Origin of the sequence: Rathayibacter sp. VKM Ac-2760 (assembly GCF_009834185.1) — a bacterium.
In the GTDB taxonomy this organism is placed as follows: Bacteria; Actinomycetota; Actinomycetes; order Actinomycetales; family Microbacteriaceae; genus Rathayibacter.
The window spans coordinates 32,818-58,529 of the sequence record NZ_CP047173.1 but is presented as its reverse complement, the minus strand read 5'-3'; the positions used below and the strand labels follow the sequence as shown (position 1 = coordinate 58,529).

Genomic DNA, 25,712 nt, shown 5'->3' with positions numbered 1-25,712 from the left:
GCCACATATGAGCGCGACACGCCGCGAAAGTCACGCACAAGTGGCATCTCGCGGAGGGCGTCAGCGAGGCGGCGCGCTCGTGGTGCCGCGGTGGAAGACCGAGGTGAAGCGCACCGCCTCCGCCTCGTCGCCGGCGATCAGCGCGAGCACGGCGCGGGCCGCCGCGCGCCCCTTCTCCACCGCCGGCTGGGCCATCGTCGTCAGGTCGTACTCGGCCGCGAGACCCGGCACCTGGACGCCGTCGAAGCCGACCACCGACACGTCGGCCGGCACCCGCAGCCCGAGCTGCTCGGCGGCGAGGATCACGCCGGCCGCCAGCAGGTCGCTCTGCGCGATCACGGCCGTCGGCGGCTCCTCCACCGCCAGCAGCGCCCGCCCGGCCGCGACGCCCTCGTCGACCGTGCTCGCGCCGGCCGCCACGACCGCCAGGTCGCCGAACACGTCCTGCGCGCCGAGCAGCCGCTCGACCGCCGTGATGCTCGGGCTCGAGCGCCAGTCCGCCGGGATCGGCCCGCGGCGGCGATCCTTCGCGAACGGGAGCGAGACCGCCGCGACGCGCTCGTGCCCCAGCTCGCGCAGATGCTCGGCGAGGGTGCGCGTCGCCTCGCGGTTGTCCAGCGAGACCACGGCCGTGCCGAGATCGGAGACGCCCTCGACCACCACGACCGGCACTCCGCGCCGCCGCAGCAGCGCCACCGAGTCGTCGACGGAGGGACTGCAGCCCACCAGGATCATCGCGTCCACCGGCGCCGTCGCCAGCAGCCCCGAGCCGCCCTCGGTCTCGGTCAGCAGCAGGATGCCCGCGTCGGCCCCGCCGAGGACGTCCGCGATGCCGTCGAGCATCGCGATCTTGATCGGGTCGCGGAAAGCGTGCAGCACCCGCTCGTCGACGACCACGCCGACGATGCCCGAGCGCCCGCGCCGCAGCGACTGCGCCCGCGGATCCGGACCCGCGTAGTCGAGCTCGGCGGCGGCGAGCAGCACGCGCTCCCGCGTCGCGCTCGAGACCGGCCCGGCGCCGCTGAAGACGAGGGAGGCGGTCGAGGGCGACACCCCCGCCCGGCTCGCGACCCGCGCGAGGGTCGGGCGCGGCGTCCGCGTTCCGGTGCTGCTGGACTCCACGGTGCTCCTCCTGCTTCCCCGGGCCGTCGGCCCGGGCCGGCGCGCGGCGACCCGTCCTTGACCGGTCCGGGCGTTCCGGATAGCTTAGACCGGCCCGGATCGAATCGATTCGACAGCGTCCGACCACCGTGATCAGCCAGGACACCGCATGACCTCGACCTCCGCCCTCACCCGCCCGCAGCTCGTCGCCTGGCGGAACGCCGTCTTCACGATCTTCGTCCTGAGCGGCCTCTCCATCGCGACCTGGGTGTCGCGCACCCCCGCCATCCGCGACGAGCTGCGGCTCGAGACCTCGGGCGTCGGCCTGCTGATCCTGTCGATGTCGATCGGCGCGATCGTCGGCCTCAGCCTCTCCACCGCGATCATGTCGATCCTCGGCGCCCGCCGCGGCATGGTCGCCGGGCTGATCGTCTGCTCCTCCGGTCTGGCGATCCTCGGTCTCGCGGCCGACGCGTTCGGCGCCCTCCCGCTCGCGTTCGCGGGCATGGTGCTGCTGGGCTTCGGTAACGGCGCGGTCGACGTGATGATGAACGTCGAGGGCGCCGCGAACGAGAAGGCCTTCGGCAAGACCCTGCTCCCGCTCTTCCACGCCTTCTTCAGCCTCGGCACCGTCCTCGGCGCGATCCTCGGCGCCGCCGCCTCCGCGCTCGCCGTCCCGGTCGCCGCGCACCTCTGCGGTGTCGCCGTCGTCGTGGTGGCGACCGTCTCCGTCGCGATCCGCTTCGTCCCCGTCCGCGACGAGCTCGACACCGCGGGCGTCGCGACCGTCGTGAAGGCCCCGGTCCGCGAGCGCGTCGCCGCCTCGCTCGGCGTCTGGCGCGACGGCCGGCTGGTGCTGATCGGCCTGATCATGCTGGGCATGGCCTTCGCGGAGGGATCGGCGAACGACTGGCTGACCCTCGCGATGGTCGACGGCCACGGCACCGACAAGACCACCGCCGCCGTCGTCTTCGGCGTCTTCGTCGCGGCGATGACCGTCGGCCGCGTGCTCGGCGGCCCGGTGCTCGACCGCTTCGGCCGCGTGCCCGTGCTGCGCGTCTCGGCGGGCCTCGCCATCGCCGGCATCCTGCTCTTCATCCTCGCCCCGGTCGACGCCCTCGTGATCGTCGGAGCGGTCGCCTGGGGTCTGGGCTGCTCGCTCGGCTTCCCAGTCGGCATGTCCGCCGCCGCCGAGGGCCCGCACTCCGCCGCCCGCGTCAGCGCCGTGGCGATGCTCGGCTACGTCGCCTTCCTGGTCGGCCCGCCCGCGATCGGCTTCCTCGGCCAGAGCTTCGGGCTGCTCAACGCGCTCTTCCTGGTGCTCGCCCTCGTCGTGGTCGCAGGACTCGCCTCCCCCGCCGCCCGCCCGCAGAAGGCCGCCGTCGAGCGGGCCCGCGACGGAGCATCGGCGTGACCGCCCCGAGCGTCGAGCAGCGCCGGGTCGCCCTGGTCACCGGCGCCAACCACGGCATCGGCGCCGCGATCGCCGAGCGGCTCGCGGCCGACGGCCTCGCCGTGCTGGTCGCCTTCCTCGCCGAGGAGCTGCCCGAGCACGAACCCGAGCGCCAGCGCCTCGCCCACCGCACCGACGGCGAGCAGGTGGCCGAGCGGATCCGCGCCGCCGGCGGGCGCGCCCGCGCCGTCTCCGCCGACCTGCGCGACGCCGCGTCCGCGGTCCTGCTCTTCGACGCGGCGGAGGAGTCGCTCGGTCCCGTCGACGTCCTCGTCCACAACGCCACCGGCTCGGTCATCGACACCTTCCGTGCCCGCGAGAACGACTGGATGGGCCGCCCGCAGCGCCGGGTCGACGCGGCGAGCATCGACCGCGTGCTCGACATCGACGCCCGGGCCGGCGCCCTGCTGATCGCCGAGCTCGCCGAGCGGATGGAGCGCCGCGGCGGGCACGGCGGCCGCATCGTCACCCTCACCTCGGGCGGCGAGCGCGGCTTCCCCGGCGAGGTCTCCTACGGCGCCGCGAAGGCCGCCCTGGTGAACTGGACCGTCTCGGCCTCGCTCGAGCTCAGCCCGCTCGGAGTGACCGCCAACGCCGTGCACCCCCCGGTCACCGACACCGGCTGGGTCACCGACGAGGTGCGCGAGGCCGTCGCCGCGAACGACGCCTTCTTCGACGTCGCCCGCCCCGACGAGGTCGCCGACCTCGTCTCGTTCCTCGTCTCCCCCGCCGGCCGCCGCGTCACCGGCAACACGATCCGCATGGCCTGACCCCCTCGCTGGTCGAGCAGCCCCGAAGGGGCGTATCGAGACCCCCGCCCCTAGGCTTGAAGCGATCCGAACTCCCCTGCACCCGGAGTCGATCACGACCGCCCCGCCATCGGCACCGGGGCAGGAGAGGGGTGCACCGTGCAGTTCACCGCGCGCGACGGAGCCGTGCTCCACGCCGACGAGTTCGGCTCTCCCGACCATCCGCCCCTCGTCGTCGTCCCCGGCGGTCCGGGCCGCCACCCCGCCTACCTCGGCGCCTTCGAGCCCGTCGCCGGCACGCACCGCGTGCTCGTCCTGCACCCCCGCGGCGTCGGCGGCTCCGCGGCGGCCGCACCGCGCTCCTTCGCCGACGCCGCCGAGGACATCGAGGACCTCCGCGTCCACCTCGGCGTCGCCGCCCTCGACCTCCTCGCCCACGCCACCGGCTGCCGCACCGCCCTCGTCTTCGCCGCGAGCGCCCCGGAGCGGGTCGCGCACCTCCTGCTGGTCGCCCCCGCCACCGCCTGGCTCGGCATCCACGACGACGACCGCGCGACCATCGCCGAGCGCCACCGGCACGAGTCCTGGTTCGACTCCGCCCTCGAGGCCGCGCTGCTCCTCGTCGACGAGCGCGACCCGGAGCGGCGGATCGCCCTCTACCCGCGGGCCGCGCCGCTCGCCTGGTCGACCTGGGACGACCGGGCGCTCGCCTACGAGAGCGCCGCCGTCTGGTACCCGGACGCCATCGAGGCCTTCTTCGCGCCCTTCGACCCGGAGCCGCTGCGCGCGGCGCTCCCCGCGATCACCTGCCCGGTCGTGCTCGTCGGCGGCGAGGACGACCCGTTCGTCGGCTTCCGCCCCCTCAGCGTGCTCACCGACCTCCTCCCGCAGGGCAGCCTGGCCGCGATCGAGGACTGCGGGCACTATCCGTGGAGGGAGGCGCCGGCCGAGTTCGCGATCGCCCTCCGCGCCTTCCTCGCCTCGGCCCCGCCCGCCCCGCCGATCGGGCGCCGTCGCCGGCCCTCCGCGACCGCCTGAGCCACCGCGCCCCGCCCCTCCTCGGGAGCCGCGTCCTGCCGCGCCGTATCCTCGACGGGTGCGTCTCGTCATCGCGCGCTGCTCCGTCGACTACACCGGCCGTCTCAGCGCCCACCTCCCCCTCGCCACCCGACTGCTGCTGGTCAAGGCCGACGGCAGCGTCCTCGTGCACTCGGACGGCGGCTCCTACAAGCCGCTGAACTGGATGAGCCCGCCCTGCACCCTCAGCACCGGCGCACCCGATGAGGACGCCCGGGCGGCCGGCGTGCTCGAGCAGTGGACCGTCTCGCACCGCAAGACCGGCGACGCCCTCGTCGTCTCGATCCACGAGGTCCTGCACGACTCGGCGCACGAGCTCGGCGTCGACCCGGGCCTGATCAAGGACGGCGTCGAGGCGCATCTGCAGCGCCTCCTGGCCGAGCAGATCGATCTGCTCGGCGAGGGTCACACCCTCGTCCGCCGCGAGTACATGACGGCGATCGGGCCGGTCGACATCCTCGCCCGGGATTCCTCGGGAGCGGCCGTGGCGGTCGAGATCAAGCGCCGCGGAGAGATCGACGGAGTCGAGCAGCTCACCCGCTATCTCGAGCTGATGAATCGCGATCCGCACCTCTCGCCGGTCACCGGAGTGTTCGCCGCGCAGGAGATCAAACCGCAGGCCAGAACCCTCGCGCAGGACCGCGGAATCCGCTGCGTCGTCCTCGACTACGAGTCGATGCGCGGCGTCGACGATTCGCACACGCGCCTCTTCTAGGGGCCTTGCGTTCTAGGGGGCTTGCGTTCTAGGGGGCTTGCGCGCTTCTCGCGGCTTCTGCCGTCGGTGGTGTTCCGCGGCCGGCACGCGAAAGGCCCCCGCGACGGATCGCGGGGGCCTTTCGACGTCGAGGTGCGCTCTACTTGTGCGCGGCGGCGTAGGCCGCCTGGACCTCGGCCGGGATGCGTCCGCGGTCGGACACCTGGTGTCCGTTGGCGTTCGCCCACTCGCGGACCGCCTTCAGCTGCTTCGGGTCGCTCTTCGAGGCCGAGGCCACGGAAGCGGCGGCGGCGGGACGGGATCCGACCCGGCGGCCGTTGGAGACGAACTTCTCCAGCGCGGAGTGGAGCTCGGCGATGTTGTCCGGTCCGAGGTCGATCTCGTAGTTGGCGCCGTCGATGCTGAAGCGGACGGTGCCGCCGTCACCGGAATCGATAGGCGTTCCGTCGATATCGTCGACAAGCGTGATCTTCTGGGCCACTTTTCCTCCTGGGTGTCACTGACAGATGAAGACGATACTCCTTCTTCTCCGGATGACGACCACTTATCGGCGCCATTCGCACGATTCTGTGGCGCGATCTGCGGCGATACTCAGATAAGTCGCGGAATCGGCCTGAGAATCGGCTCATCTCCCCGTCATCCGTCGTATATCCCGGGAGCACCCGCCATTGGCCCGATTGTCGCGACTGATTCGAGAGATGGCGCGGAGCCGGATAGCGTGAAGCCATGTCGCCGAGGAACGGACCCCCCGCCCGCCCGCGCAGACCCGGCCCGTACCGCAATGCGGCGGCCCGCGAGGCGCTCGAGGCGCTCGTCGCCGACGCGACCGCCGAGGGGGTGCAGCGCCTCCTCGCCGCCTGTCTCGACGGCTCACTCGTCGTCGACGTCACCGGCTCGCAGCCCGGCGGAGTGCCGCACGTGCGCGTCGTCGCGACCACCACCGGCGAGCAGGTGCTCCCGCTGTTCACCTCGACCGACGAGCTGCGCGCCGCCGTCCCGCGGCAGCAGCACCCGCGCGTGCAGATGCTGGTCCTGCCCGGTCGCGAGGCGTTCGCGCTCATCCGCACCGCGGACTTCGTGGCCGTGCAGCTCGATGCGGGCTCGATCGCGCAGGTCGTCGCCCGGTCGTTCATCGAGCACGCCCTCGACGCCGTCGCCCCGTAGAGTGTTCCCCCCGACGGGGCACACCGCCGGGTCAGATCGCCGGGACGGATCCCCAGGATCGCGACGTCCCCCGAGGGCAGGAGCCCGCCATGTCCGACACCACCCTCGCTCCGACCGGCACCGACGGGCGCTCCGCCACCTGGAGCTGCATCCTCTTCGATCTCGACGGCACCATCACCGACTCGGCGCCCGGCATCACCGGCACCCTCGTCGACACCTTCGTCGAGCTCGGCCGGCCCGTGCCGACTCCCGCCGAGCTGCTCGCCTATGTCGGGCCGCCCCTGCTCGACGCGTTCCGCGAGCTCGGCGGCATGAGCGTCGACGAGGCGCAGGCGGCCCTCGTCGTCTATCGCCGCCGCTACAACGCCGGCGGACTGTTCGACTCCAGCGTCTACCCCGGACTGCCCGGCGTGCTCGCGAGCATCGCCGCCGCCGGCATCCCGCTCTCGCTGGCGACCTCGAAGCCGGAGTCGGCCGCGACGCGGGTGCTCGAGCACTACGGCCTCGCGCAGTACTTCACCATCATCTGCGGCGCGTCCGAGGACGAGGTCCGCAGCGCGAAGGCCGACGTGGTCGAGGAGGCGCTGCGCCGGCTCCGCGAGATCGGCGTCGACCTCTCGTCGCCCGTCATGGTCGGCGACCGGGAGCACGACGTGCACGGTGCCGCGGCGCACGGGGTGCCGACGATCATGGTCGAGTGGGGCTACGGCTCGCCGCTCGAGGCGGTCGGCACGATCGCGCTGGCGACCGGCGCCGACGAGCTGCAAGCGCTGCTGCTGCCCTGAGCCGTGCGCGCCCGCCCGGTCGCGGGCCCTACGATGAGGGCATGACTGGTCTGGGCGTCATCCTCTCTTTCGTGCTCTTCCTCGGCGGGATCCTCGTCCTCGGCAACTCCTTCCTGCTGCCCGACCTCGCCGGCTTCCTCTTCTTCGGCGGGATCCTGATGATCTCGGCCTCGCTCGCGCTCGCGTTCCACGTCCTGCCGAAGGCGGACTAGGCAGCACCTCTGCCGAAGGCGGACTAGGCAGCACCTCTGCCGGAGGCGGAGCAGCGGCTCAGCCCAGGGAGTTCGCGTCGAGGTTGATCACATTGCCGATGTAGACCGCCTCGCCCGCTCCCGCGACCCCCGGGTTCATCCGCAGCAGCTGCTGCACCGGGATGCCGAAGCGCTGGGCGATGTCGAAGAACGTGTCTCCCGAGACGACGGTGTAGGTCACGATGTCTCCCGCACCGTCGCGGGTCGGCTCGCCGACCGCTCCCGGGATCGCGCCGTTGTCGACGGCGAAGGCCGTCTCGGGGATCACGGGGACGTCGTTCGGGGTGAAGGTGACGGTCGCCTCCGGCACCGGCACGAAGACCGTGGCGGTCGACTGCGGGAGCGCGGCCGTGACGGTCGGATCGGGAGTCGGCGTCGCGGTGGCGAAGACCGTGACGGTGGGTGCCGGGGCCGGCGCCGCGCACCCCGCGAGCATCACCGGCAGCGTGAGCGCGACCAGCACGCCTCCGAGTACTCGTGCCCGCATGTGCTCCCCCTCGACGCGCCCTCCCCCGGGCGCACGCTCCCACCCTAGAAGACCGGCGGGAGGCGAGCCGACCGACGGCGCGGATCGCGCCGCGGGTCCGACTCAGCCGTGCGGCTCGGACAGCAGGCGCAGCCCGCCGCCGCCGTTCGCCGCATCCATCAGCACCTCGACCCAGGCGGGATTGATGGTGGGCTGGCGGCTGCCGGCGAAGTGGAACTGCAGCGCGATGTTCGGATTCATCCAGAACGAGTGGCGACCGCGCGCCCCCTCCGGCATCGAGTCGAGGGTGAGACTGAAGCGCTCGTCGCGCCGGAACTTCGCGTACACGACGATCTGCAGGTGCGCGAGGGTCCTGTCCTCGATCTCGATCACAGCCGGCGGGGTGCCGTAGAGGAATTGACCCATGCCGCCAGCCTATCTCTAGTCCGACTCTTTACTAGAAGGTCTAGCTAATTCTCGGCGTCCTCGCCGGGATCGGTCTCGGCGTCGATCTCCGCGTCGATCTCGTCGACCGCGGCCCCCATCCGGCGGAGGAAGTTGACGACCACCTCGGCCTCGCCCGCGTCGAGGTCCTCGGCGATCTCGAGCATCCGGCGATGCATCTGCTGCAGCGTCTCGCGGACCTCCTGGTCGCTGTCGACCGTCGCCTCCACCACGATGCCGCGGCGGTCGGTCGGGTGCGGCTTCCGCACCAGGTGCCCGCTGCGGACCAGCCGGTCGATCAGCACGGTCGTCGACGCGGACGAGATGGAGAGGTGCGCGGCGAGGTCCTTCGCGCTGACCAGCCCGGCCTCGCGCTGGCGGCGCAGCAGGAACTGGATCGCGATCAGGTCGGTCTCGCCCATCGCCATCTTCTCGCGGGTGCGCCGGCGCATCGCCACCTCGGAGACGCGATAGCCGCGCATAGCGCTCAGCACCTCGACGGCGCGACGCGTGGAGGACTCGTCCGGATACCAGTAGCCGGCGCCACCCCGGACCGTCGTCTCGCTCATCCGGCCATCCTAGACGGACGTGCTACCAGGCCCTCTAGCCAGGTGCGGGCCGCCTCGCCGCCTACGCTGGACCGGTGACCGCCACCCTCGTCGCCAAGGGCCTCTCCGGAGGCTACGCGCACCGCACCCTGTTCGACCGCCTCGACCTCACGGTCGCCCCGGGCGACGTGGTCGGCGTCGTCGGCGCGAACGGAGCGGGCAAGTCCACCCTCCTGCGCATCCTCGCCGGCGAGACCGCCCCGCTGGAGGGCGGCGTCGTGCTCGCGCCCGGCGACGCCTTCGTCGGCTGGCTGCCGCAGGAGCACGAGCGCCGCGAGGGCGAGACGGTCGCCGGCTACATCGCCCGCCGCACCGGCGCCGCGGAGACGTCGGCCGAGCTCGACGCGGCCGCCTCGGCGCTCGCGGACCCCGACCCGGACGGCCGGATCGCCGACCGCTACGCGCTCGCCCTCGACCGCTGGCTCGCGAGCGGCGCGGCCGACCTCGACGAGCGGACCCCGGTCGTCCTCGCCGATCTCGGCCTCGCGCTCGACGCGACCGGCCGCACCGGCGGCGTGACCGCCGACTCCCTGATGACCTCGCTCTCCGGCGGGCAGGCGGCGCGCGTCGGCCTCGCCGCCCTCCTGCTCTCGCGCTTCGACATCGTGCTGCTCGACGAGCCCACCAACGACCTCGACCTCGACGGCCTCGAGCGGCTCGAGGCGTTCGTCCGCGGGCTGCGCGGCGGCGTCGTGCTGGTCAGCCACGACCGCGAGTTCCTCGCCCGCAGCGTCACCCGCGTGCTCGAGCTCGACCTCGCGCAGGGCACGAACACGGTCTACGGCGGCGGCTACGACGCGTTCCTGGAGGAGCGCGAGACCGCGCGCCGCCAGCGCCGCGAGAAGTACGAGGACTTCGCCGAGAAGAAGGACGACCTCGTCTCGCGCGCCCGCACCCAGCGCGAGTGGTCGAGCCAGGGCGTCCGCAACGCGATGAAGAAGGCGCCCGACAACGACAAGATCCGCCGCAAGGCCTCCGTCGAGTCGAGCGAGAAGCAGGCGCAGAAGGTCCGGCAGATGGAGAGCCGCATCGCCCGGCTGGAGGAGGTGGAGGAGCCGCGCAAGGAGTGGCAGCTCGCCTTCACCATCGGCAGCGCCCCGCGCTCGAGCTCGGTCGTCTCCACGCTGAACGGCGCAGTCGCCCGCCGCGGCACATTCACCCTCGGCCCGGTCTCGCTCCAGGTCGACGCGGGCGACCGGATCGGGATCACCGGCCCCAACGGCGCGGGCAAGTCGACGCTGCTGTCGCTGCTGCTGGGCCGCTCCGCACCGGAGGAGGGCGGCGCCTCGCTCGGCGCCAGCGTCGCCATCGGCGAGATCGACCAGGCGCGCGCGATGCTCGCCGCCGACGTGCCGCTCGCCGACGCCTTCGAGGCCCTGGTGCCGGAGTGGCCGACCGCCGAGGTGCGCACGCTGCTCGCGAAGTTCGGGCTGAAGGCCGACCACGTCTCGCGACCCGTCGGCGAGCTCTCGCCCGGCGAGCGCACCCGCGCGGCCCTCGCGCTGCTGCAGGCCCGGGGAACGAACCTCCTGGTGCTCGACGAGCCGACCAACCACCTCGACCTCGCCGCGATCGAGCAGCTGGAGCAGGCGCTCGAGGCCTACGAGGGCACCCTGCTGCTGGTCACCCACGACCGGCGCATGCTCGAGACCGTGCAGCTCACCCGCCACTGGCACGTCGACGCGGGCGTCGTCACGGAGCGCTGACCCCGGCGCGAGGCGTCAGAGCGACGCGGAACGCGCCAGCAGCAGCGCGCGGGTGCGCTCGTTGCCGGCCAGCGCGGCGGCCGTCGCGAACTCGGCGCGCGCCTCCTCCCGCCGGCCGAGGCGCGCGAGCAGCTCGCCGCGCACGCTCGGCAGCAGGTGCGAGCCGCGCAGCAGGCCCTCGGTCGCGAGCCGGTCGACGACCAGCAGTGCGGAGGCCGGCCCCGTCGCCATCGACACCGCCACGGCGCGGTTGAGCTCGACCACCGGGCTCGGCGAGACCCGCCCGAGGATCTCGTAGAGCAGCACGATGCGCTCCCAGTCCGTCGCCGCCACGCTCGGTGCGACCGCGTGGCACTCGGCGATCGCGGCCTGGAGTCCGTAGGCGCCGCGCCCCCTGCCGACCCGGTCGGCGCGCCGGAGCGCCTCGCGACCGCGCTCGATCTGGCCGCGGTCCCAGCGGGTGCGGTCCTGGTCCTCGAGCAGCACCGGAGCGCCATCGGGCGCCGTCCGCGCCGCGAATCGCGACGCCTGCAGCTCCATCAGCGCGAGCAGCCCCAGCACCTCGGGCTCGCGCGGGAGCTGCGCGGCGAGCACCCGGCCGAGCCGCAGCGCCTCCCCCGCCACCTCCGCGCGCAGCCAGCGGTCGCCCGAGGTCGCGGAGTAGCCCTCGGTGAAGATCAGGTAGACCACCCCGAGCACCGCGTCGAGCCGCGCCTTCCACTCCGTCGGCTCCGGGACCTCGAACGGCACACCCGACGCGGCGAGCGACTTCTTCGCCCGGACGATGCGCTGCTGCACGGTCGCAACCGGCACCAGGAACAGCCGCGCGATCGCCTCCGTCCCGAGCCCGCCGACGAGCCGGAGGGTCAGCGCGATGCTCGCCTCCCGCGAGAGCACGGGGTGACAGGCCGTGAAGACCAGCCGGAGAACGTCGTCCTCGATCGGCCGCCACTCGTCCTCGACGGTCTCCTCCAGGGTGCGCGCGAGCAGGCGGTAGCGCTCGTCGAGCGCCGTGCGGCGCCGCCAGCCGTCGATCGCGCGGCGCTTCGCCACGGCCGTCAGCCAGGCGCCGGCGTTGCGCGGGATCCCCGTCACCGGCCACTGCTCGAGCGCCTCGACGAGCGCCTCCTGCGCCAGATCCTCGGCGAGGCCGACGTCGCCGGTGACCCGCGCGAGCGTCGCGACGATGCGCGCGCTCTCGATCCGCCAGACCGCGTCGACCCCCGCCCTGGTCTCCTCCCCGGGAGCCGGCGGCGTCATGTCAGCCCTTCTCGGCGCGGGCCTTCTCGTCCTCGCGCCAGCCGGCCTCCTTCTGGAGGTACTCGTTGTCGGCGAAGTCCGCGAAGTCGCTCTCGTCGGTCACGCGGCGCACCTCGAGCTTGTTGCCGGGGACGAGCGGGCAGCGCAGCGCCCACTCCTTCGCCTCCTCCTTCGAGGAGACCTGGATGATCCAGAAGCCGTTGAACAGCTCGTGCGTCTCGCCGTAGGGGCCGTCGGTGATCGCGGCCGGCTCGGAGGAGAAGTCGACGACGAACCCGCTGGTCGCGACGTCGTCGGAGAGGCCCTCGCCTGCGAGCAGCACGCCCGCGGTGATCATCGCCTCGTTGTACTGCCCCATCCGGGTGATGATCTCGTCGAACGGGATCGCCTCGTACGCGGCCTTGGCAGCATCGGTCGCGCGCATGATCAGCATGTACTTCACGGTGTTCTCCTCGAGAGTCGCGGGCGCTGTCTGCGCCCTCCTACTATCGCGTCGAACGGCGCCCACCGATATCGACATCCCCGTCGAAAAGAATCGAGATCCTGTCTGCCCCCTTGCTGGTCGAGCAGCCCCGCAGGGACGTGTCGGAATCTTGCTGGTCGAGTAGCCCCGCAGGGGCGTATCGGAATCTTGCTGGTCGAGTAGCCCCGCAGGGGCGTATCGGAATCTTGCTGGTCGAGTAGCCCCGAAGGGGCGTATCGAGACCCACCCTCCCCAGCACCCCGGCTCCGCAGACCACCCCGCGCCGCGGATCACCCCACAGCGTCGAGCAGCGCCCGCACCACCGCGGCAGAGCGGTCGGCCGCGTCGTCCACGTGCGCCTCGAACGACCCGGGCTCGCAGAGATCCGAGATGCCGCGCACCGAGACGAACGGCAGCCCGTGCACGAAGGCGGTCTGCGCGAGCGACACCGACTCCATGTCGGTCGCCAGCGCCCCGTCGTAGAGGCCGCGCACCCGCGCGACGTGGTCACCGGACACGAAGACGTCCCCGGAGACGATCAGCCCGCGCCGCACCGTGATCCCGCCGCCGTCCGGCAGCGACGCCGTGAGCTCCGCGGCGAGCGCCGGCCCGTGCCCCGAGTAGCGCGCCGGCATCCCCGGCACCTGCCCCATCGCGTAGCCGAACGCCTGCGCGTCCGCGTCGGTCTGGACGTACTCGTCGCCGACGACGACGTCGCCGACGCGCACCTCGGCTCCGAGTCCGCCCGCCGACCCGGCGCTGATCACGAGCGGCGCACCGCCGACGCGGAGGATCGCCGCCGTCAGCCCGCCGGCCGCGTTCACGAGTCCGACGCCGGTGCGCACGAGCAGCACCGGGTGGCCGCCGAACTCGAGCGACCACTGCAGCGCGTTGCCCACCGCGACCGGCTCCGGAGCGCCGCCCGCCGCCGCGAGGAACGGCTCGGCCTCCTCGTCCATCGCGACGAGGACGATCGCCTCGACCGCGCTCACGCGGTGACCTGCTCCCACTGGTCGCGCTGCGCGAGGAACGTGCGCGCCGCGTCCTGAGCGCCCTCGAGCGAGTGGTTCGCTCCCCAGCCGCACTGCGTCTCGTTCGCCGCGGGGACCTCGGTCGCCTCGGTGATGTCGCGGAGGGCGGACTCGACCAGGTCGAGCACCTCGGCGAGCTCGGGCTCGCCCTGCAGGATCAGGTAGAAGCCGGTCTGGCAGCCCATCGGCGAGAAGTCGACGACCCGGTCGGAGTGGTTGCGCGACTTCTCGGCGAACAGGTGCTCGAGCGAGTGCACGGTCGGCATCTCGAGGTGCCCGTGGTTGGGCTGGGTGAAGCGCACGTCGTACTTGACGAGGTGGTCTCCGGCCGGGAGCGTCTTCGCATCGGCCAGGCGCACGTAGGGCGCGGCGACGGTGCGGTGATCGAGGTTGAACGACTCGACGTTCATGCGCGGCTGATCCACGGTGGTCTCCTTGTCCTGGGGTCCCCCCATTCTCCCCCCGCGCCCGGGCAGGACCGCGAGCCCCCGCACGCCGACCGAGCAGCCCCCGCAGCGGGCGCATCGAGATCCCCCGACATCAGTAGTCGAGCCGACCGACCGCAGCGCATCATCAGCCGAGCGGGCCTCTCATCGCCCATCGCCGATGAGGTGCCCTCTCAGCTGATGTTCTGCCGGCACCCCCGCACCGAGTCCGCGTCGGAGCCCACCTAGCGCGCCGGCGCCTCCTCGCCCGGCACGAAGCGGTAGCCCATCCCCGCCTCCGTCAGCAGGAAGCGCGGGTGCGCGGGGTCGGGCTCGAGCTTCTTCCGCAGCTGCGCCAGGTACAGGCGGAGGTACCCGGTGTCCGTCACGTGCGCCGGTCCCCAGATCTCGTCGAGCAGCGAGCGCCGGGTGACCAGCTTGCCCGCGTTGCGCACCAGGATCTCGAGCACCTGCCACTCGGTCGGCGTCAGCCGCACCGAGGCGCCCTCGCGCGTCGCGCTCTTCGCCGCCAGGTCGACGGTCACCTCTCCGATGACCACCAGCGGCTCGCCCTCCGCGGGCTGCACGCGCCGCGACAGCGCCCGGATCCGCGCCAGCACCTCGTCCATCGAGAACGGCTTGGTCACGTAGTCGTCCGCGCCGGCGTCGAGGGCGCCGACCTTGTCCGCCGATCCCGTCCGCCCCGACACCACGAGGACGGGCGCGCTCGTCCAGCCGCGCAGGGCGTGGATCACCTCGACCCCGTCCACTCGCGGCATGCCGAGGTCGATCATGTAGAGGTCGGGCCGCTCGTCGATCGCGCGGTTGATCGCCTCGGTCCCATCGCCCGCGGTGACCACGTCGTACCCGCGCGCGGTCAGCGTGATCCGCAGGGCGCGCAGGATCTGCGGGTCGTCGTCGGCGATCAGGATCTTCATGCGGCTCCTCCGGAAGCATCGGTCTCGGCGGTGGACGCGGTCGCGACCGGCAGCGTGACCACCATCGTCAACCCGCCGCCCGGGGTGTCCTCGGTCTCGAGCGTCCCGCCCATCCCCTCCGTGAACCCCTTCGACAGCGCGAGCCCGAGCCCCAGCCCGGTCGTGTTGTCGTCGTCGCCGAGCCGCTGGAACGGCACGAAGACCTCGGCCCGGCGCTCGGGCGCGATCCCGGGGCCGTGGTCGACGATCCGGATCTGCGCCGTCCGCCCGAAGACGCTGGTCGAGACGCGCACGCGGGTGCCCTCGGGCGCGTAGCGGACCGCGTTCGCCAGCAGGTTCACGACGACCCGCTGCAGCAGCACGCCGTCGGCGAGCAGCTCGGGCCCGTCCAGGTCCAGGTCGAGGTCGACCTCCGCCGGCCCCAGCCCCAGCTCGTCGAGCGCGGGCAGCACCACGTCGGCCGCGTCCAGCGGCGCCAGCGACACGGCGAGCGCCCCCGCCTCGAGCCGCGTCACGTCGAGCAGATCGGTGACCAGTGCGCCGAGGGTGGTGAGGCTCTCGTCCGCGGTCGCGAGCAGCTCCGCCCGGTCGCGGTCGCTCCACTCCACGTCGTGCGAGCGCAGCCCGGAGACCGCGGCGGTCGCGGCCGCCAGCGGGCGCCGGAGGTCGTGGCTCACCGCCGACAGCAGGGCGCTGCGCACCCGGTCGGTCTCGGCCAGCGGGGCCAGCGAGCTCGCCGTCTCGCTCAGCGCCGCGTTCTCGAGCACCGAGTCGAGCTGCGCGGCGACCACCTGCAGCAGCCGCCGCTCGCTGCCCTCCAGCTCGCGGCCGTGCAGCTCCAGCTCCGCGTGCGCACCCACCGCGATGCGTACGGGCTCGCCGCCCGGGATCGGCTCGCCGTCCGAGGCGACGACCGCGCCGTCGCGCACCAGCCGCACCCCGGTCAGGCCGAACGCCTCGCGCGAGCGCTCGAGGATCGCCTGCAGCGCCCCCTGCCCGCGGATGACCCCGCCTGCGATGGTCGCGAGCAGCTCCGCCTCCGCCCCCGAGCGCTTCGCCGCCCGCGAGCGCCGGGCCGCGCGATCGACCACGGCGCTCACCAGCACCGCGTTGAGCACGTAGAGCACGAGGGCGAGCGCGTGCAGCGGCTCGTCGACGGTGATCGTGTAGAGCGGATCGACGAAGAAGTAGTCGAGCGTGAGCCCGGAGAGCACGGCCGCGAAGAGCGCCGGCCAGAGCCCGCCGACCAGCGCCACCAGCACGACGAGCAGCTGGTACGAGAGCACGTCGCTCGTGATCGACTCGTCGCTGCGCAGGCTCGACAGCAGCCAGGTCACCAGCGGCCCGCCGACCAGCGCGAGCAGCATCCCGAGCACCCGGCGCCGCACCGTCAGCGCCCCGTCGAGCCGCGGCAGCACCGCCGCCCGGCCGGCCGCCGCGTGGTTGACGATGTGCACGTCGATGTTGCCGGACTCGCGGATCACGGTCGCGCCGATCCCCGGCGTCAGCGCCGCGGCCAGCCGGCTGCGGCGGCTCACGCCCAGCACCAGCTGCGTCGCGTTCACCGAGCGGGCGAACTCGACGAGGGTGCGCGGCACGTCCTCGCCGACCACCTGGTGGTAGCTCCCGCCGAGCGTCTCGACGAGCGCCCGCTGCGACTCGAGCACCTGCGGCCGCGGTGTGCGCAGGCCGTCGGGTGTCACCACGTGCACGGCGAGCAGGTCGCCCCCGGAGGCGCGCGCGGCGATCCGCGCCCCGCGCCGCAGCAGGGTCTCGCCCTCCGACCCGCCGGTGAGCGTCACCACCACGCGCTCGCGCGCCGCCCAGGTGCTGTCGATGCCGTGCTCGCCGCGGTAGTCGCGGAGCGCGCTGTCCACCTCGTCCGCCAGCCAGAGCAGCGCGAGCTCGCGCAGCGCGGTGAGGTTTCCGAGCCGGAAGTAGTTGGAGAGCGCCGCATCGATCCGCTCCGGCGGGTAGACCCGGCCGTCGGCGAGGCGGTCGCGCAGGGCATGCGGCGCGAGATCGACGACCTCGATCTGGTCGGCGGCGCGGAGCACGGCGTCCGGGATCGTCTCGCGCTGCGGCGCCCCGGTGATCGCCTGCACCACGTCGTTCAGCGACTCGATGTGCTGGATGTTGACGGTGGAGAACACCGTGATCCCGGCGTCGAGGAGCGCCGTCACGTCCTCCCAGCGCTTCTCGTGCCGCGAGCCGGGCGCGTTGGTGTGCGCGAGCTCGTCGACCAGTGCGACGTCGGGGCGGCGGGCGAGCACCGCCTCCAGATCCAGCTCGTCCAGCCGGACGCCCCGGTGCTCGACCGCGCGCCGCGGCACCACCTCGAGTCCCGCGACCATCGCGGCGGTCTCGGCGCGTCCGTGCGTCTCGACGACGGCGACCACGACGTCGCGACCCTCGGCGGCGAGCCGTCGGCCCTCCTCCAGCATCGTGTACGTCTTGCCGACGCCGGGCGCGGCCCCGAGCAGCACGCGCAGGCGGCCCTTGGTCATGCTCCGGCCCCCACCCTCGGCTCGCGAGATCGGCTCCGGCTCGCGCGATCGCGGCGTTCCGCCGAGCCGAGGGTGATTCTACGAGCCGGAGGTGCGCCCACGGCCGCGGTCACAGGCGCGCGAGCGCGAGATTGAGCTCGAGCACGTTCACCGTCTCCTCGCCGAGGAAGCCGAGATCGCGCTCCTGCACCGCGGAGTCGACGAGCCCGCGCACGCTCTCCTCGGGCAGCCCGCGCGCCGCGGCGACCCTCGCGACCTGCAGCTCGGCGAAGGCCGGGCTGATCTGCGGATCGAGCCCCGAGGCGGAGGCGGTGAGCGCGTCGGCCGGCACCTCGCTCGGGTCGACCCCGTCGAACGCGGCGATCGCGGCGCGTCGCTCCTCGATCGAGGCGACGAGGTCCGCATTGGTCGGCCCGAGGTTCGAGCCGCTGGAGGCGCTCGCGTCGTAGCCGTCGCCGGCGGCCGACGGCCGCGACTGGAACCACTCCGGGAGCGGATTCCCGTCGGCGTCCGTGAACGACTGGCCGATCAGGCTCGAGCCGACGACCGCGCCGCCGGAGGAGGGCTGCCCGTCGGCCCCGATCAGCGACCCGTTCGCCTGCCGCGCGAAGGCGACCTGGCCGATCCCGGTGATGACGAGCGGATAGACGACGCCGAGGGCGATCGTGAGCACGAGCAGCGCGCGGAGCGCGACGCCGTACTGCCGGAGTCCGGTGCGGGTGGAGTTCATGCGAGGTCTGCTTTCTAGAAGCCGGGGAGGAGGGAGACGAGGAGGTCGACGAGCTTGATGCCGAGGAACGGCGCGATCACGCCGCCGAGCCCGTAGACGAGGAGGTTGCGGCTGAGGATCCGCGAGGCGCTGAGCGCCCGGTAGGCGACCCCGCGCAGTGCGAGCGGGATCAGCACCACGATCACCAGCGCGTTGAAGACCACGGCCGAGAGGATCGCCGAGGCCGGCGAGTGCAGCTGCATCACGTTCAGCACCGCGAGCCCGGGGAAGGCGCCGGCGAACATCGCCGGGATGATCGCGAAGTACTTCGCCAGGTCGTTCGCGATCGAGAACGTCGTGAGCGCCCCCCGGGTGATCAGCAGCTGCTTGCCGATCCGCACGATGTCGATGAGCTTGGTCGGGTCCGAGTCGAGGTCGACCATGTTGCCGGCCTCCTTCGCGGCCGACGTGCCCGTGTTCATCGCCACGCCCACGTCCGCCTGCGCGAGCGCCGGAGCGTCGTTGGTGCCGTCCCCGGTCATCGCGACGAGGTTCCCGCCCTCCTGCTCACGGCGGATGTAGGCGAGCTTCTGCTCGGGTGTCGCCTCGGCGAGGTAGTCGTCGACGCCGGCCTCCGCCGCGATCGCTCGCGCGGTCAGCGGGTTGTCGCCGGTGATCATCACCGTGCGGATGCCCATCGCGCGCAGGTCCGCGAAGCGCTCCTTGAGCCCCTCCTTCACCACGTCCTTCAGGTGCACGACGCCGAGGATCCGCCCGGTCCCGCCGGCGTCCTTCACGGCGACGACCAGCGGAGTCCCTCCGCTCGCCGAGATGCGCTCGACCTGCTGGTCCAGCTCGGCGACGACGGCGCCGTCGAGGCGGCCGTCCGCCAGCCACGCGGTCACGGCCGAGCCGGCGCCCTTGCGGATCATCGAGCCGTCGGCGAGGTCGAGCCCGCTCATCCGCGTCTGGGCGGTGAACGGCACGATCCCGGCCGAGGACACCGGTCCGGCGAGGTCCTCCCGGTCGACTCCCCTGGCGGCGGCGAGGTCCACGATCGACTTCCCCTCCGGGGTCGGATCGCTGAGCGAGGACGACGCCGCGGCTCGCAGCAGCTCGTCGCCACCGGCTCCCCCGACGGCCACGAACTCGGTCGCGCGCCGGTTGCCGTAGGTGATGGTGCCCGTCTTGTCGAGCAGCAGCGTGGTCACGTCGCCCGCGGCCTCGACCGCGCGGCCGGACATCGCGAGCACGTTGCGCTGCACGAGCCGGTCCATCCCCGCGATGCCGATCGCCGAGAGCAGGGCGCCGATCGTGGTCGGGATCAGGCACACCAGCAGCGCGACCAGCACGGGCACGCTGACGGGAGCCGACACCGCGGAGGCGATCGGGCTGAGCGTCAGCGTGACGACGACGAACACGATCGAGAGGCTCGCGAGCAGGATGTTCAGCGCGATCTCGTTCGGCGTCTTCTGCCGCGACGCCCCCTCGACCAGGCCGATCATCCGGTCGACGAAGGTCTCGCCGGGCTTCGAGGTGATCCGCACGACGATGCGGTCCGAGAGCACGCGGGTGCCGCCGGTGACGGCGCTGCGGTCGCCGCCGGACTCGCGGACGACGGGCGCGGACTCCCCGGTGATCGCCGACTCGTCGACGGAGGCGATGCCCCAGACGATGTCGCCGTCACCCGGCACCAGCTCGCCCGCCTCGACGACGACGTGGTCGCCGAGCCGCAGATCCGCGGAGGAGACCTCCTCGATCCGCGCGTGCGCGGCCGATCCGTCGCCCTCGCGGTACTCGGTGAGCCGCCGGGCGCTGGTGCTGGTGCGGGTCCTCCGCAGGCTGTCCGCCTGCGCCTTGCCCCGCCCCTCCGCGACCGACTCGGCCAGATTCGCGAAGAGCACGGTCAGCCAGAGCCAGATCGCGATGCCGCCGGTGAAGGATGCGGGAACGGGCGTGCCTCCCGACTCCTGCGCCCCGCCGAGGAACGGCTCGGCGACGGCGAGCACCGTGGTCAGCGCGGCGCCGACCTCGACGAGGAACATCACGGGGTTCCGCACCATCAGGCGCGGGTCGAGCTTGCGCAGCGCGCCGGGCACGGCCGCGCCGATCTGCTCGAGGCTGAAGGCCGAGCCGCCGCGCGTCGGCCGCTCCTCGGCGGTCGAGGGTGCCGGGGTGTCGAGTGTGCTGGTCATGGCGTTACTGCAGTCCTTCTGCGAGGGGTCCCAGTGCGAGCACCGGGAAGTAGGTGAGGGCGGTCACGATGACGGTGACGCCCACGAGCAGGCCGACGAACTGCGGCCGGTGGGTCGGCAGCGTCCCCGCCGTCGACGGGGTGCTGCCCTGCCTCGCGAGCGAGCCGGCCAGCGCCAGCACCATCACGATCGGCAGGAACCGGCCGAGCAGCATCGCGACGCCGAGAGCCGTGTTGAACCAGGGCGTGTTCGCGGTGAGGCCGGCGAAGGCCGAGCCGTTGTTGTTCGCCGCCGAGGTGAAGGCGTAGAGCACCTCCGAGAGTCCGTGCAGCCCGGGATTCCAGATCGACGTGCTCTCCACGTCCGCCCGCACCGCGGGGATCGCGAAGCTCAGCGCCGTCCCGGCGAGCACGAGCGTCGGCGTGATCAGGATGAACAGGCTCGCCAGCGTGATCTCGTACGGTCCGAGCTTCTTGCCCAGGTACTCCGGTGTCCGCCCGACGAGCAGCCCGCCGATGAACACGGCGAGGATCGCGAGCACGAGCATCCCGTAGAGCCCGGAGCCGACGCCGCCGGGCGCGACCTCGCCGAGCATCATATTGAGCATCGGCAGCATCCCGCCGAGCGCGGTGTAGGAGTCGTGCATCGAGTTCACCGCGCCGGTCGAGGTCAGGGTGCTCGTCGCCCCGAACAGCGTCGAGCCGGCGATGCCGAAGCGCACCTCCTTGCCCTCCATCGCGCCGCCCGCGGCCTGCGGGGCCGCACCGCCACCCGCGAGCTCGAGCAGGGTCAGCGCCGTCAGTGACACGACGAAGATCGCCGCCATCGCCCCGACGATCGCGAGCCCCTGCCTCGGGCTGCCGACCATCCGGCCGAACGTGCGCGGGAGCGAGAACGGGAGCGCGAGCATGAGCACGATCTGCAGCGCGCTGATCGCCGCCGACGGGTTCTCGAACGGGTGCGCCGAGTTCGCGTTGAAGAAGCCGCCACCGTTCGTGCCGAGCAGCTTGATCGCCTCCTGCGACGCGACCGGCCCGCCGGGGATGCTCTGCGTCCCGCCCGTGACGGTCGTGACGTCCGTGAAGCCGGTGAGGTTCTGGATGACCCCGCCCGCCAGCAGCAGCACCGCCGCGACCACCGAGAGCGGCAGCAGCAGGCGGAGCACGCCGCGAGTGAGGTCGACCCAGAAGTTGCCGATCGAGTCGCTGCCGCGGCGCGCGAAGCCGCGGACCAGGGCGATCGCCACCGCGATGCCGACCCCGGCCGAGACGAAGTTCTGCACGGCGAGGCCGAGCAGCTGCACGGAATACCCCATGGTCACGTCCGGCGAGTACGACTGCCAGTTCGTGTTGGTGACGAACGAGACGGCCGTGTTGAACGACAGCCCCTCCGGGATCGCCGGGAAGCCGAGCGAGTAGGGCAGCAGGGCCTGCGCCCGCTGCAGCGCGTAGACCAGCAGGATCCCGACCACCGAGAACGCGAGGACGCCGCGGAGGTACGCCCGCCAGCTCTGCTCGCCGCGCGGATCCACGCCGATCAGGCGGTAGAAGCCGCGCTCGACGGCGAGGTCCTTCGGCGAGGAGTAGACGTGCGCCGTGTAGTCGCCCAGCGGGCGGTACAGCAGCACCAGGACGAGGGCGACCGCGGCGACCTGGAGGATCGCGGGCAGCGCGCTCATCAGAACCGCTCCGGCTTCACGAGCGCGACGACCAGGTAGCCGATCGCGGCGATCGCGAGGACCGCGGCGACGACGTCGAACACGATCATCGTCCGGCCGCCCCGCTGCCGGCGGCACGCGGGCCGGCCTCGTCCTCCGCCGCGCGGGGGCCGGAGCCGGCGGGGCGGGGCGCGAGCGACTCGACCCCCCTCGCGACGAGGCCGAGGAGCGCGAAGACGGCGAGGACGCCGATCACGAAGAGAAGGTCGAGCACGGGAACTCCATTCGGGGGCCGAGGCGCCCCGAGTGCGGAGCTGCCCGGCCGGCACCGCAGAGAGCGCGGAACCGGCACGGATCCCGATGCAACACCCGGCGAGGCGCCCGATCGGCGCTCCTCACGACTTCCCTACGCCTGCGCGGTCGACCCTCACGCTCTCCTCACGGCGGCGGTGCCGTGAGCAGCCACGCTCACCTCTCCAGGCGGTACGCCTTCCAGAACTGGCGCATCGTCAGTCCGTACTCCTTGCGGAACAGCCGGGCGGCGGTGACGTACTCGCAGAGTCCGCATCGCGCGGCCAGCGCCTCGAAGCCGTCGGGGCTGTCCGCCGCGCTGATCTCCGCAGCGAGCGCCATCAGCCGGCAGACCCGGATGTACTCGGAGAGGGTCGGCCCGTTGCTGGCGAACAGCCGGTGGATCGTCCGCGGGCTGGTGTGGAAGACCTCGGCGAGCGTGGCCGCGCTCAGCTCCCGCTGGGTGAGGTGGTCGCGCACGTAGCCCTCGACGTGCTCGCGGGAGAGCTTGATCCGCTCGAGATCGCCGACGGCGAGGTGCGACCGGTTCGCCAGCGACGCCTCGATCAGACCGGTCATCTGCGCGAGGAGGGAGCGCACGGCATCGACCGGCATCGAGTCCCGGGACGCGAGCTCGTGCGCGAGGCTCTGGAAGTGCCGCATGAGTCGGGGCGGAGAGATCACCTCGACCCCGGAGAGCGGGATCGAGGCCTTGAACCGCTCGCTCAGCTGGTCGATCGGGATGCTGACGAAGACGCACTCCGTCCTGTCGTAGGTCTCCGACGACAGGGCCTCGCCGCGGCCGGCGATCGCGATGGATCCGCGGGTGAGTCGATAGCGCTGAGTGCCGACGGAGACGAAGCACTCGCCCTCGATGAGCGCCGCGATCTCCACTCGGTCGCTTCTCGGGAATCCGGTGGACGTCGAGTCGGGCGACGTGAAGTAGTTGGCCCGAGCCCGGAGGCGCTGCACTCCCACCTCGTCCAGGATGAGGCGCTCGACCTCCGCCTCGAACGGCTCGCGACTGCGCGGATGGACCTCGCCGATGCCCAGCCACTCGCTCATCGCCTTCTCGGCACCGGGGCCGCTGAACCGCTGCCGATCGATGCGGCATCGCGAACCCGTCTCGGGAGAAGCATCCATCGTCAGCACTGCGTCTTTGGTCTGCACTGTGTCTTTCATTCGTACTCATCTATCTCGAGGATCGTCTCAGCACACCCCCCCCATAGGGCCGCTCTCCACTTGCTCGCATCGTCAGAACATGTGAATTCTCAAAGCCATCGACGCCCCGTCCACCGCTGGATCGAAGGCATCTTCTCGATGACCGAGCGGTGAGTGTAACAGGATGAACTCCGCCAATGCCAGCATTTCCGCCATTCTTTCCACCGGCCGCCTGATAAGGGCCTCTCCATCGGGCTTCTTCCTGCTCTCAGGAGCTCCGCGCTACCGAATGAGCGAGCACTCTATGCGTCTTCATGTATATCGAAGGCTTTCAGAAACCGGTCACCCTCCTTCAGGTTCCAATAGCGCTCTCTGCCACTCGCAATGATTCCTGCCAGCGATTCCTCGGACCACCTCGTCCGCGGGAACACTCGATCTTCAGTACCGGGTCGCCCCCCGGCCTTCCCGCGCAACGACACCGAGGAGCAGCGGACCGATGACGTAGATCGAGCAGAACGCGAGACGGGACCTCCCCCGGATCCTCCAGCTGAGCGCCGTCCCCGCGACGGTGACTGCCGACCCGGTATCGACGACCCGCGAGATCACCGTCCGACCCCCCTTCTTTCCGACCGCGACAGAAGCGCCTGAGAGTGTCAGCGCTGAAAAGCGACAGCGCTGAAGAGTTACAGCGCTGAAGTGTGACAAGGGTCTCCTCACCTCACTCGGCGAGGTCCTGCCACCCCGATCCCGTTTCGAGCTTCCGTCCTGCGGCACGAGTCCACGGACTCCCGCGGCGCCTTTTCCATCGCGCGACATCGGATGACGCGACGAGGGTGAGAGACGTTTCTTTCCTCACTCTTCATCGAGACCCTCGAGCAAGGAACAAGGACCACATCATGACGACACACCACACCTCGACGACACGGAGAAGATCGACACGGAGAAGACGCCTCCTCGCGGCCACGGCCGTGATGACGGCGGCAGTCGCTGCCACCGGCGCGATCATCGCGGGAAGCACGGCCCTCCCCGCGAGCGCACAGGCGGCGCCGAGCACTCCCGACCTCCGCGTCTCCTACCTCCAGGTCGGCGCGACGGGCTCGCTGGCGCAGATCGACCCGGCGGGCGTCGCCGCGTCGAACGTGATCGTCTTCGCGTTCGCCGACGCCACGAGCAGCACCGCCGATCCCGCCACCCTCGCTGCGATCCAGAAGATCGTGGACCAGGAGTCGAAGGGCACGGTCAACCTCCTCAGCCTCGGCGGGCAGACCGTCACGCGCGACACGGTGAACGCCGCCACAGCGAGCGCCGTCGGCACTCGAGTGGTCCAGCAGATCGCGGACTGCAACGCGAAGATCACCGGCGGCAGGATCACCGGTGTCGATCTCGATCTCGAGAACGGCATCGATGCCGAGACGATCAGCGCACTCGGCGCGGCCGTCGACGGCGCGGGCCTGTCCCTGGCCGTCGCGCCGCAGGTCTACCTGAGCAGCGGGACCGAGGTGGACCCCGCCTCCCCCACCACCCTCACCCTCACCTCCGGCGTCCACGACGGCGTGAACGATCAGTACGCCCCGCTGCTGAAGAGCGGCACGGTCGACTACCTGCTCGCCCAGACCTACAACACCGGCGGCTGGACCGTCGGCGGCGTCGAGGAGAAGGACCCCGCCTTCTTCACCGCGATCTCGCACGCACTGAACAGCTCGGTCCGCACGGACTGCTCCGCGGCCTCCGGCCTGTGCATCCCCGCCCGGACGAAGGTCGTGATCGGCCAGGTCAGCAACGCCGGCGCGAGCGGCACCGCGAACAACGTCTTCGGCGGCTCGGGTGCCACCGCCTACGATCAGGCCGCGGTCCTCACCGGCCTCGCGTCGCAGTGGGCCGCGATGAAGGCCGACCCCGAGCACTTCGGCCACATCGACGGCATCATGCAGTGGTCGCTGAACAACGACTACGCGCCGAGCGCCTGGGGCGACACCTCGGCGAAGCCGGGCGCGTTCAGCGTCGCGCTCTTCGGCGCGACCCCTCCGGCGGCGGCCCCCTACTTCATCCTCCAGGTGAGCAACACCGGCCCCGACCGGCCGGACTCCGGCGCCTACGCGTCGGCGACCCTGGTGGTCGACTCGCAGTACTGGCTGTTCGGCAACCGCTGGGGGTCGGCGCTCGCCCCGGGCGCGAACGAGTCGTTCGGCACCGCGACGTCCGCCGCGAACCCGGCCACGCCCTTCGTCGTCGACAGCAGCAACCTCGACGCGATCTTCAGCGGCGGGAAGACGTCGTTCACCGCCTCGCAGGTGCTGATCAACGGCTACTCCTCGCAGCGCGACGTCGCCGGACCGGACAGGCAGTACGTCTGCTCGGCCGGGGCGGGCTTCACCTTCGAGGCCGGCCACGCCTACAACGTCCAGGTCAACGCCGACTCGGGATTCAAGTCCTGCGCGATCTCGACGGTGAACTGACCGCTCGCTGCCCTCCGCACTCCTCGTGCGGGTCGCCCCTGCCCCCTCTCCCCGCGGCCCGCACGAGGTCCACCCGGATCGAGCCCTCACTCCTCCCCGG

General features: G+C 72.2%; 26 protein-coding genes. 9 read left to right on the top strand and 17 right to left on the bottom strand.

What is annotated here, in order from left to right; genetic code table 11:
* Positions 1-60: 60 nt before the first annotated feature.
* Positions 61-1,122, bottom strand: a complete 1,062-nt coding sequence (locus tag GSU72_RS00305; protein WP_159982725.1) for a substrate-binding domain-containing protein — start codon at positions 1,120-1,122, stop codon at positions 61-63.
* 148 nt (positions 1,123-1,270) lie between these two features.
* Between GSU72_RS00305 and GSU72_RS00300 the strand changes: the two genes are divergently transcribed.
* From GSU72_RS00300 to nucS, 4 genes are all read left to right on the top strand, one after another.
* Positions 1,271-2,515, top strand: coding sequence for an MFS transporter (locus GSU72_RS00300; RefSeq protein ID WP_159982723.1), 1,245 nt, complete (start codon positions 1,271-1,273; stop codon positions 2,513-2,515).
* A complete protein-coding gene (locus GSU72_RS00295; protein WP_159982722.1) occupies positions 2,512-3,324 on the top strand; it encodes an SDR family NAD(P)-dependent oxidoreductase in 813 nt (270 codons plus the stop codon). The genes GSU72_RS00300 and GSU72_RS00295 overlap by 4 nt, the downstream gene beginning before the upstream one ends.
* Before the next feature lie 138 nt (positions 3,325-3,462).
* Positions 3,463-4,341 carry an alpha/beta hydrolase gene (locus tag GSU72_RS00290; protein ID WP_159982721.1) on the top strand — a complete coding sequence of 293 codons (879 nt, stop codon included), beginning with the start codon at positions 3,463-3,465 and terminating at the stop codon, positions 4,339-4,341.
* Positions 4,342-4,399: 58 nt separating this feature from the next.
* The gene (gene nucS, locus GSU72_RS00285; protein ID WP_159982720.1) at positions 4,400-5,095 is read left to right on the top strand and encodes an endonuclease NucS; all 696 of its coding nucleotides are present in this window, start codon (positions 4,400-4,402) and stop codon (positions 5,093-5,095) included.
* Between the two features lie 139 nt (positions 5,096-5,234).
* Here nucS and GSU72_RS00280 read toward each other — a convergent pair whose 3' ends face one another.
* Positions 5,235-5,576 (bottom strand): Lsr2 family protein, encoded by a 342-nt coding sequence (locus GSU72_RS00280; RefSeq protein WP_159982719.1) that lies wholly within the window; start codon positions 5,574-5,576, stop codon positions 5,235-5,237.
* 245 nt (positions 5,577-5,821) lie between these two features.
* On the opposite strand from GSU72_RS00280, the gene GSU72_RS00275 reads away from it, so the two are divergent.
* The 3 genes from GSU72_RS00275 (at position 5,822) to GSU72_RS00265 (ending at position 7,256) form a co-directional block, all read left to right on the top strand.
* Entirely contained in the window at positions 5,822-6,259 is a 438-nt protein-coding gene (locus GSU72_RS00275; RefSeq protein ID WP_159982718.1) for an SseB family protein, read from the top strand.
* Between the two features lie 89 nt (positions 6,260-6,348).
* Entirely contained in the window at positions 6,349-7,044 is a 696-nt protein-coding gene (locus tag GSU72_RS00270; protein ID WP_159982717.1) for an HAD hydrolase-like protein, read from the top strand.
* A gap of 41 nt (positions 7,045-7,085) precedes the next feature.
* Positions 7,086-7,256, top strand: a complete 171-nt coding sequence (locus GSU72_RS00265; protein ID WP_159982716.1) for a hypothetical protein — start codon at positions 7,086-7,088, stop codon at positions 7,254-7,256.
* A 58-nt stretch (positions 7,257-7,314) separates the two neighbouring features.
* On the opposite strand, the gene GSU72_RS00260 is transcribed toward GSU72_RS00265, so the two are convergent.
* From GSU72_RS00260 to GSU72_RS00250, 3 genes are all read right to left on the bottom strand, one after another.
* Entirely contained in the window at positions 7,315-7,782 is a 468-nt protein-coding gene (locus GSU72_RS00260; protein WP_159982715.1) for a LysM domain-containing protein, read from the bottom strand.
* A gap of 102 nt (positions 7,783-7,884) precedes the next feature.
* Complete coding sequence (locus tag GSU72_RS00255) at positions 7,885-8,187, bottom strand: ATP-dependent DNA ligase (protein ID WP_159982713.1); 303 nt, start codon at positions 8,185-8,187, stop codon at positions 7,885-7,887.
* 44 nt (positions 8,188-8,231) lie between these two features.
* Positions 8,232-8,774 (bottom strand): MarR family transcriptional regulator, encoded by a 543-nt coding sequence (locus GSU72_RS00250; RefSeq protein ID WP_159982711.1) that lies wholly within the window; start codon positions 8,772-8,774, stop codon positions 8,232-8,234.
* Between the two features lie 74 nt (positions 8,775-8,848).
* Between GSU72_RS00250 and GSU72_RS00245 the strand changes: the two genes are divergently transcribed.
* Positions 8,849-10,519 carry an ABC-F family ATP-binding cassette domain-containing protein gene (locus GSU72_RS00245; RefSeq protein ID WP_159982709.1) on the top strand — a complete coding sequence of 557 codons (1,671 nt, stop codon included), beginning with the start codon at positions 8,849-8,851 and terminating at the stop codon, positions 10,517-10,519.
* Between the two features lie 15 nt (positions 10,520-10,534).
* Here the strand turns inward: GSU72_RS00245 and GSU72_RS00240 are convergent, their stop codons facing one another.
* From GSU72_RS00240 to GSU72_RS00185, 12 genes are all read right to left on the bottom strand, one after another.
* Positions 10,535-11,779 (bottom strand): RNA polymerase sigma factor, encoded by a 1,245-nt coding sequence (locus tag GSU72_RS00240; RefSeq protein WP_159982707.1) that lies wholly within the window; start codon positions 11,777-11,779, stop codon positions 10,535-10,537.
* A gap of 1 nt (position 11,780) precedes the next feature.
* The gene (locus GSU72_RS00235) at positions 11,781-12,221 is read right to left on the bottom strand and encodes a YciI family protein (RefSeq protein WP_159982705.1); all 441 of its coding nucleotides are present in this window, start codon (positions 12,219-12,221) and stop codon (positions 11,781-11,783) included.
* Positions 12,222-12,532: 311 nt separating this feature from the next.
* Positions 12,533-13,234: a 5'-methylthioadenosine/S-adenosylhomocysteine nucleosidase gene (gene mtnN / locus GSU72_RS00230; protein WP_159982703.1), complete on the bottom strand. Its 702-nt coding sequence runs from the start codon at positions 13,232-13,234 to the stop codon at positions 12,533-12,535.
* Positions 13,231-13,683, bottom strand: a complete 453-nt coding sequence (locus tag GSU72_RS00225) for an S-ribosylhomocysteine lyase (protein ID WP_208545178.1) — start codon at positions 13,681-13,683, stop codon at positions 13,231-13,233. Before GSU72_RS00225 ends, mtnN begins: the two co-directional genes overlap by 4 nt.
* Positions 13,684-13,943: 260 nt before the next feature.
* Positions 13,944-14,636, bottom strand: a complete 693-nt coding sequence (locus tag GSU72_RS00220; RefSeq protein ID WP_159982699.1) for a response regulator — start codon at positions 14,634-14,636, stop codon at positions 13,944-13,946.
* Positions 14,633-17,143: a DUF4118 domain-containing protein gene (locus GSU72_RS00215; RefSeq protein ID WP_159982697.1), complete on the bottom strand. Its 2,511-nt coding sequence runs from the start codon at positions 17,141-17,143 to the stop codon at positions 14,633-14,635. The genes GSU72_RS00220 and GSU72_RS00215 overlap by 4 nt, the downstream gene beginning before the upstream one ends.
* Positions 17,144-17,252: 109 nt before the next feature.
* Complete coding sequence (gene kdpC, locus GSU72_RS00210; protein ID WP_159982695.1) at positions 17,253-17,873, bottom strand: potassium-transporting ATPase subunit KdpC; 621 nt, start codon at positions 17,871-17,873, stop codon at positions 17,253-17,255.
* Between the two features lie 14 nt (positions 17,874-17,887).
* Complete coding sequence (gene kdpB, locus GSU72_RS00205; protein ID WP_159982693.1) at positions 17,888-20,047, bottom strand: potassium-transporting ATPase subunit KdpB; 2,160 nt, start codon at positions 20,045-20,047, stop codon at positions 17,888-17,890.
* A 4-nt stretch (positions 20,048-20,051) separates the two neighbouring features.
* A complete protein-coding gene (gene kdpA, locus GSU72_RS00200) occupies positions 20,052-21,725 on the bottom strand; it encodes a potassium-transporting ATPase subunit KdpA (RefSeq protein WP_159982691.1) in 1,674 nt (557 codons plus the stop codon).
* Positions 21,725-21,814, bottom strand: coding sequence for a potassium-transporting ATPase subunit F (locus GSU72_RS00195; protein ID WP_159982689.1), 90 nt, complete (start codon positions 21,812-21,814; stop codon positions 21,725-21,727). The genes kdpA and GSU72_RS00195 overlap by 1 nt, the downstream gene beginning before the upstream one ends.
* The gene (locus GSU72_RS00190) at positions 21,811-21,978 is read right to left on the bottom strand and encodes a hypothetical protein (RefSeq protein WP_159982687.1); all 168 of its coding nucleotides are present in this window, start codon (positions 21,976-21,978) and stop codon (positions 21,811-21,813) included. Before GSU72_RS00190 ends, GSU72_RS00195 begins: the two co-directional genes overlap by 4 nt.
* A 194-nt stretch (positions 21,979-22,172) precedes the next feature.
* Positions 22,173-23,060, bottom strand: coding sequence for a helix-turn-helix domain-containing protein (locus tag GSU72_RS00185; protein WP_159982685.1), 888 nt, complete (start codon positions 23,058-23,060; stop codon positions 22,173-22,175).
* 992 nt (positions 23,061-24,052) lie between these two features.
* Between GSU72_RS00185 and GSU72_RS00180 the strand changes: the two genes are divergently transcribed.
* Positions 24,053-25,612, top strand: coding sequence for a glycosyl hydrolase family 18 protein (locus tag GSU72_RS00180; protein WP_159982683.1), 1,560 nt, complete (start codon positions 24,053-24,055; stop codon positions 25,610-25,612).
* Positions 25,613-25,712: the final 100 nt, after the last annotated feature.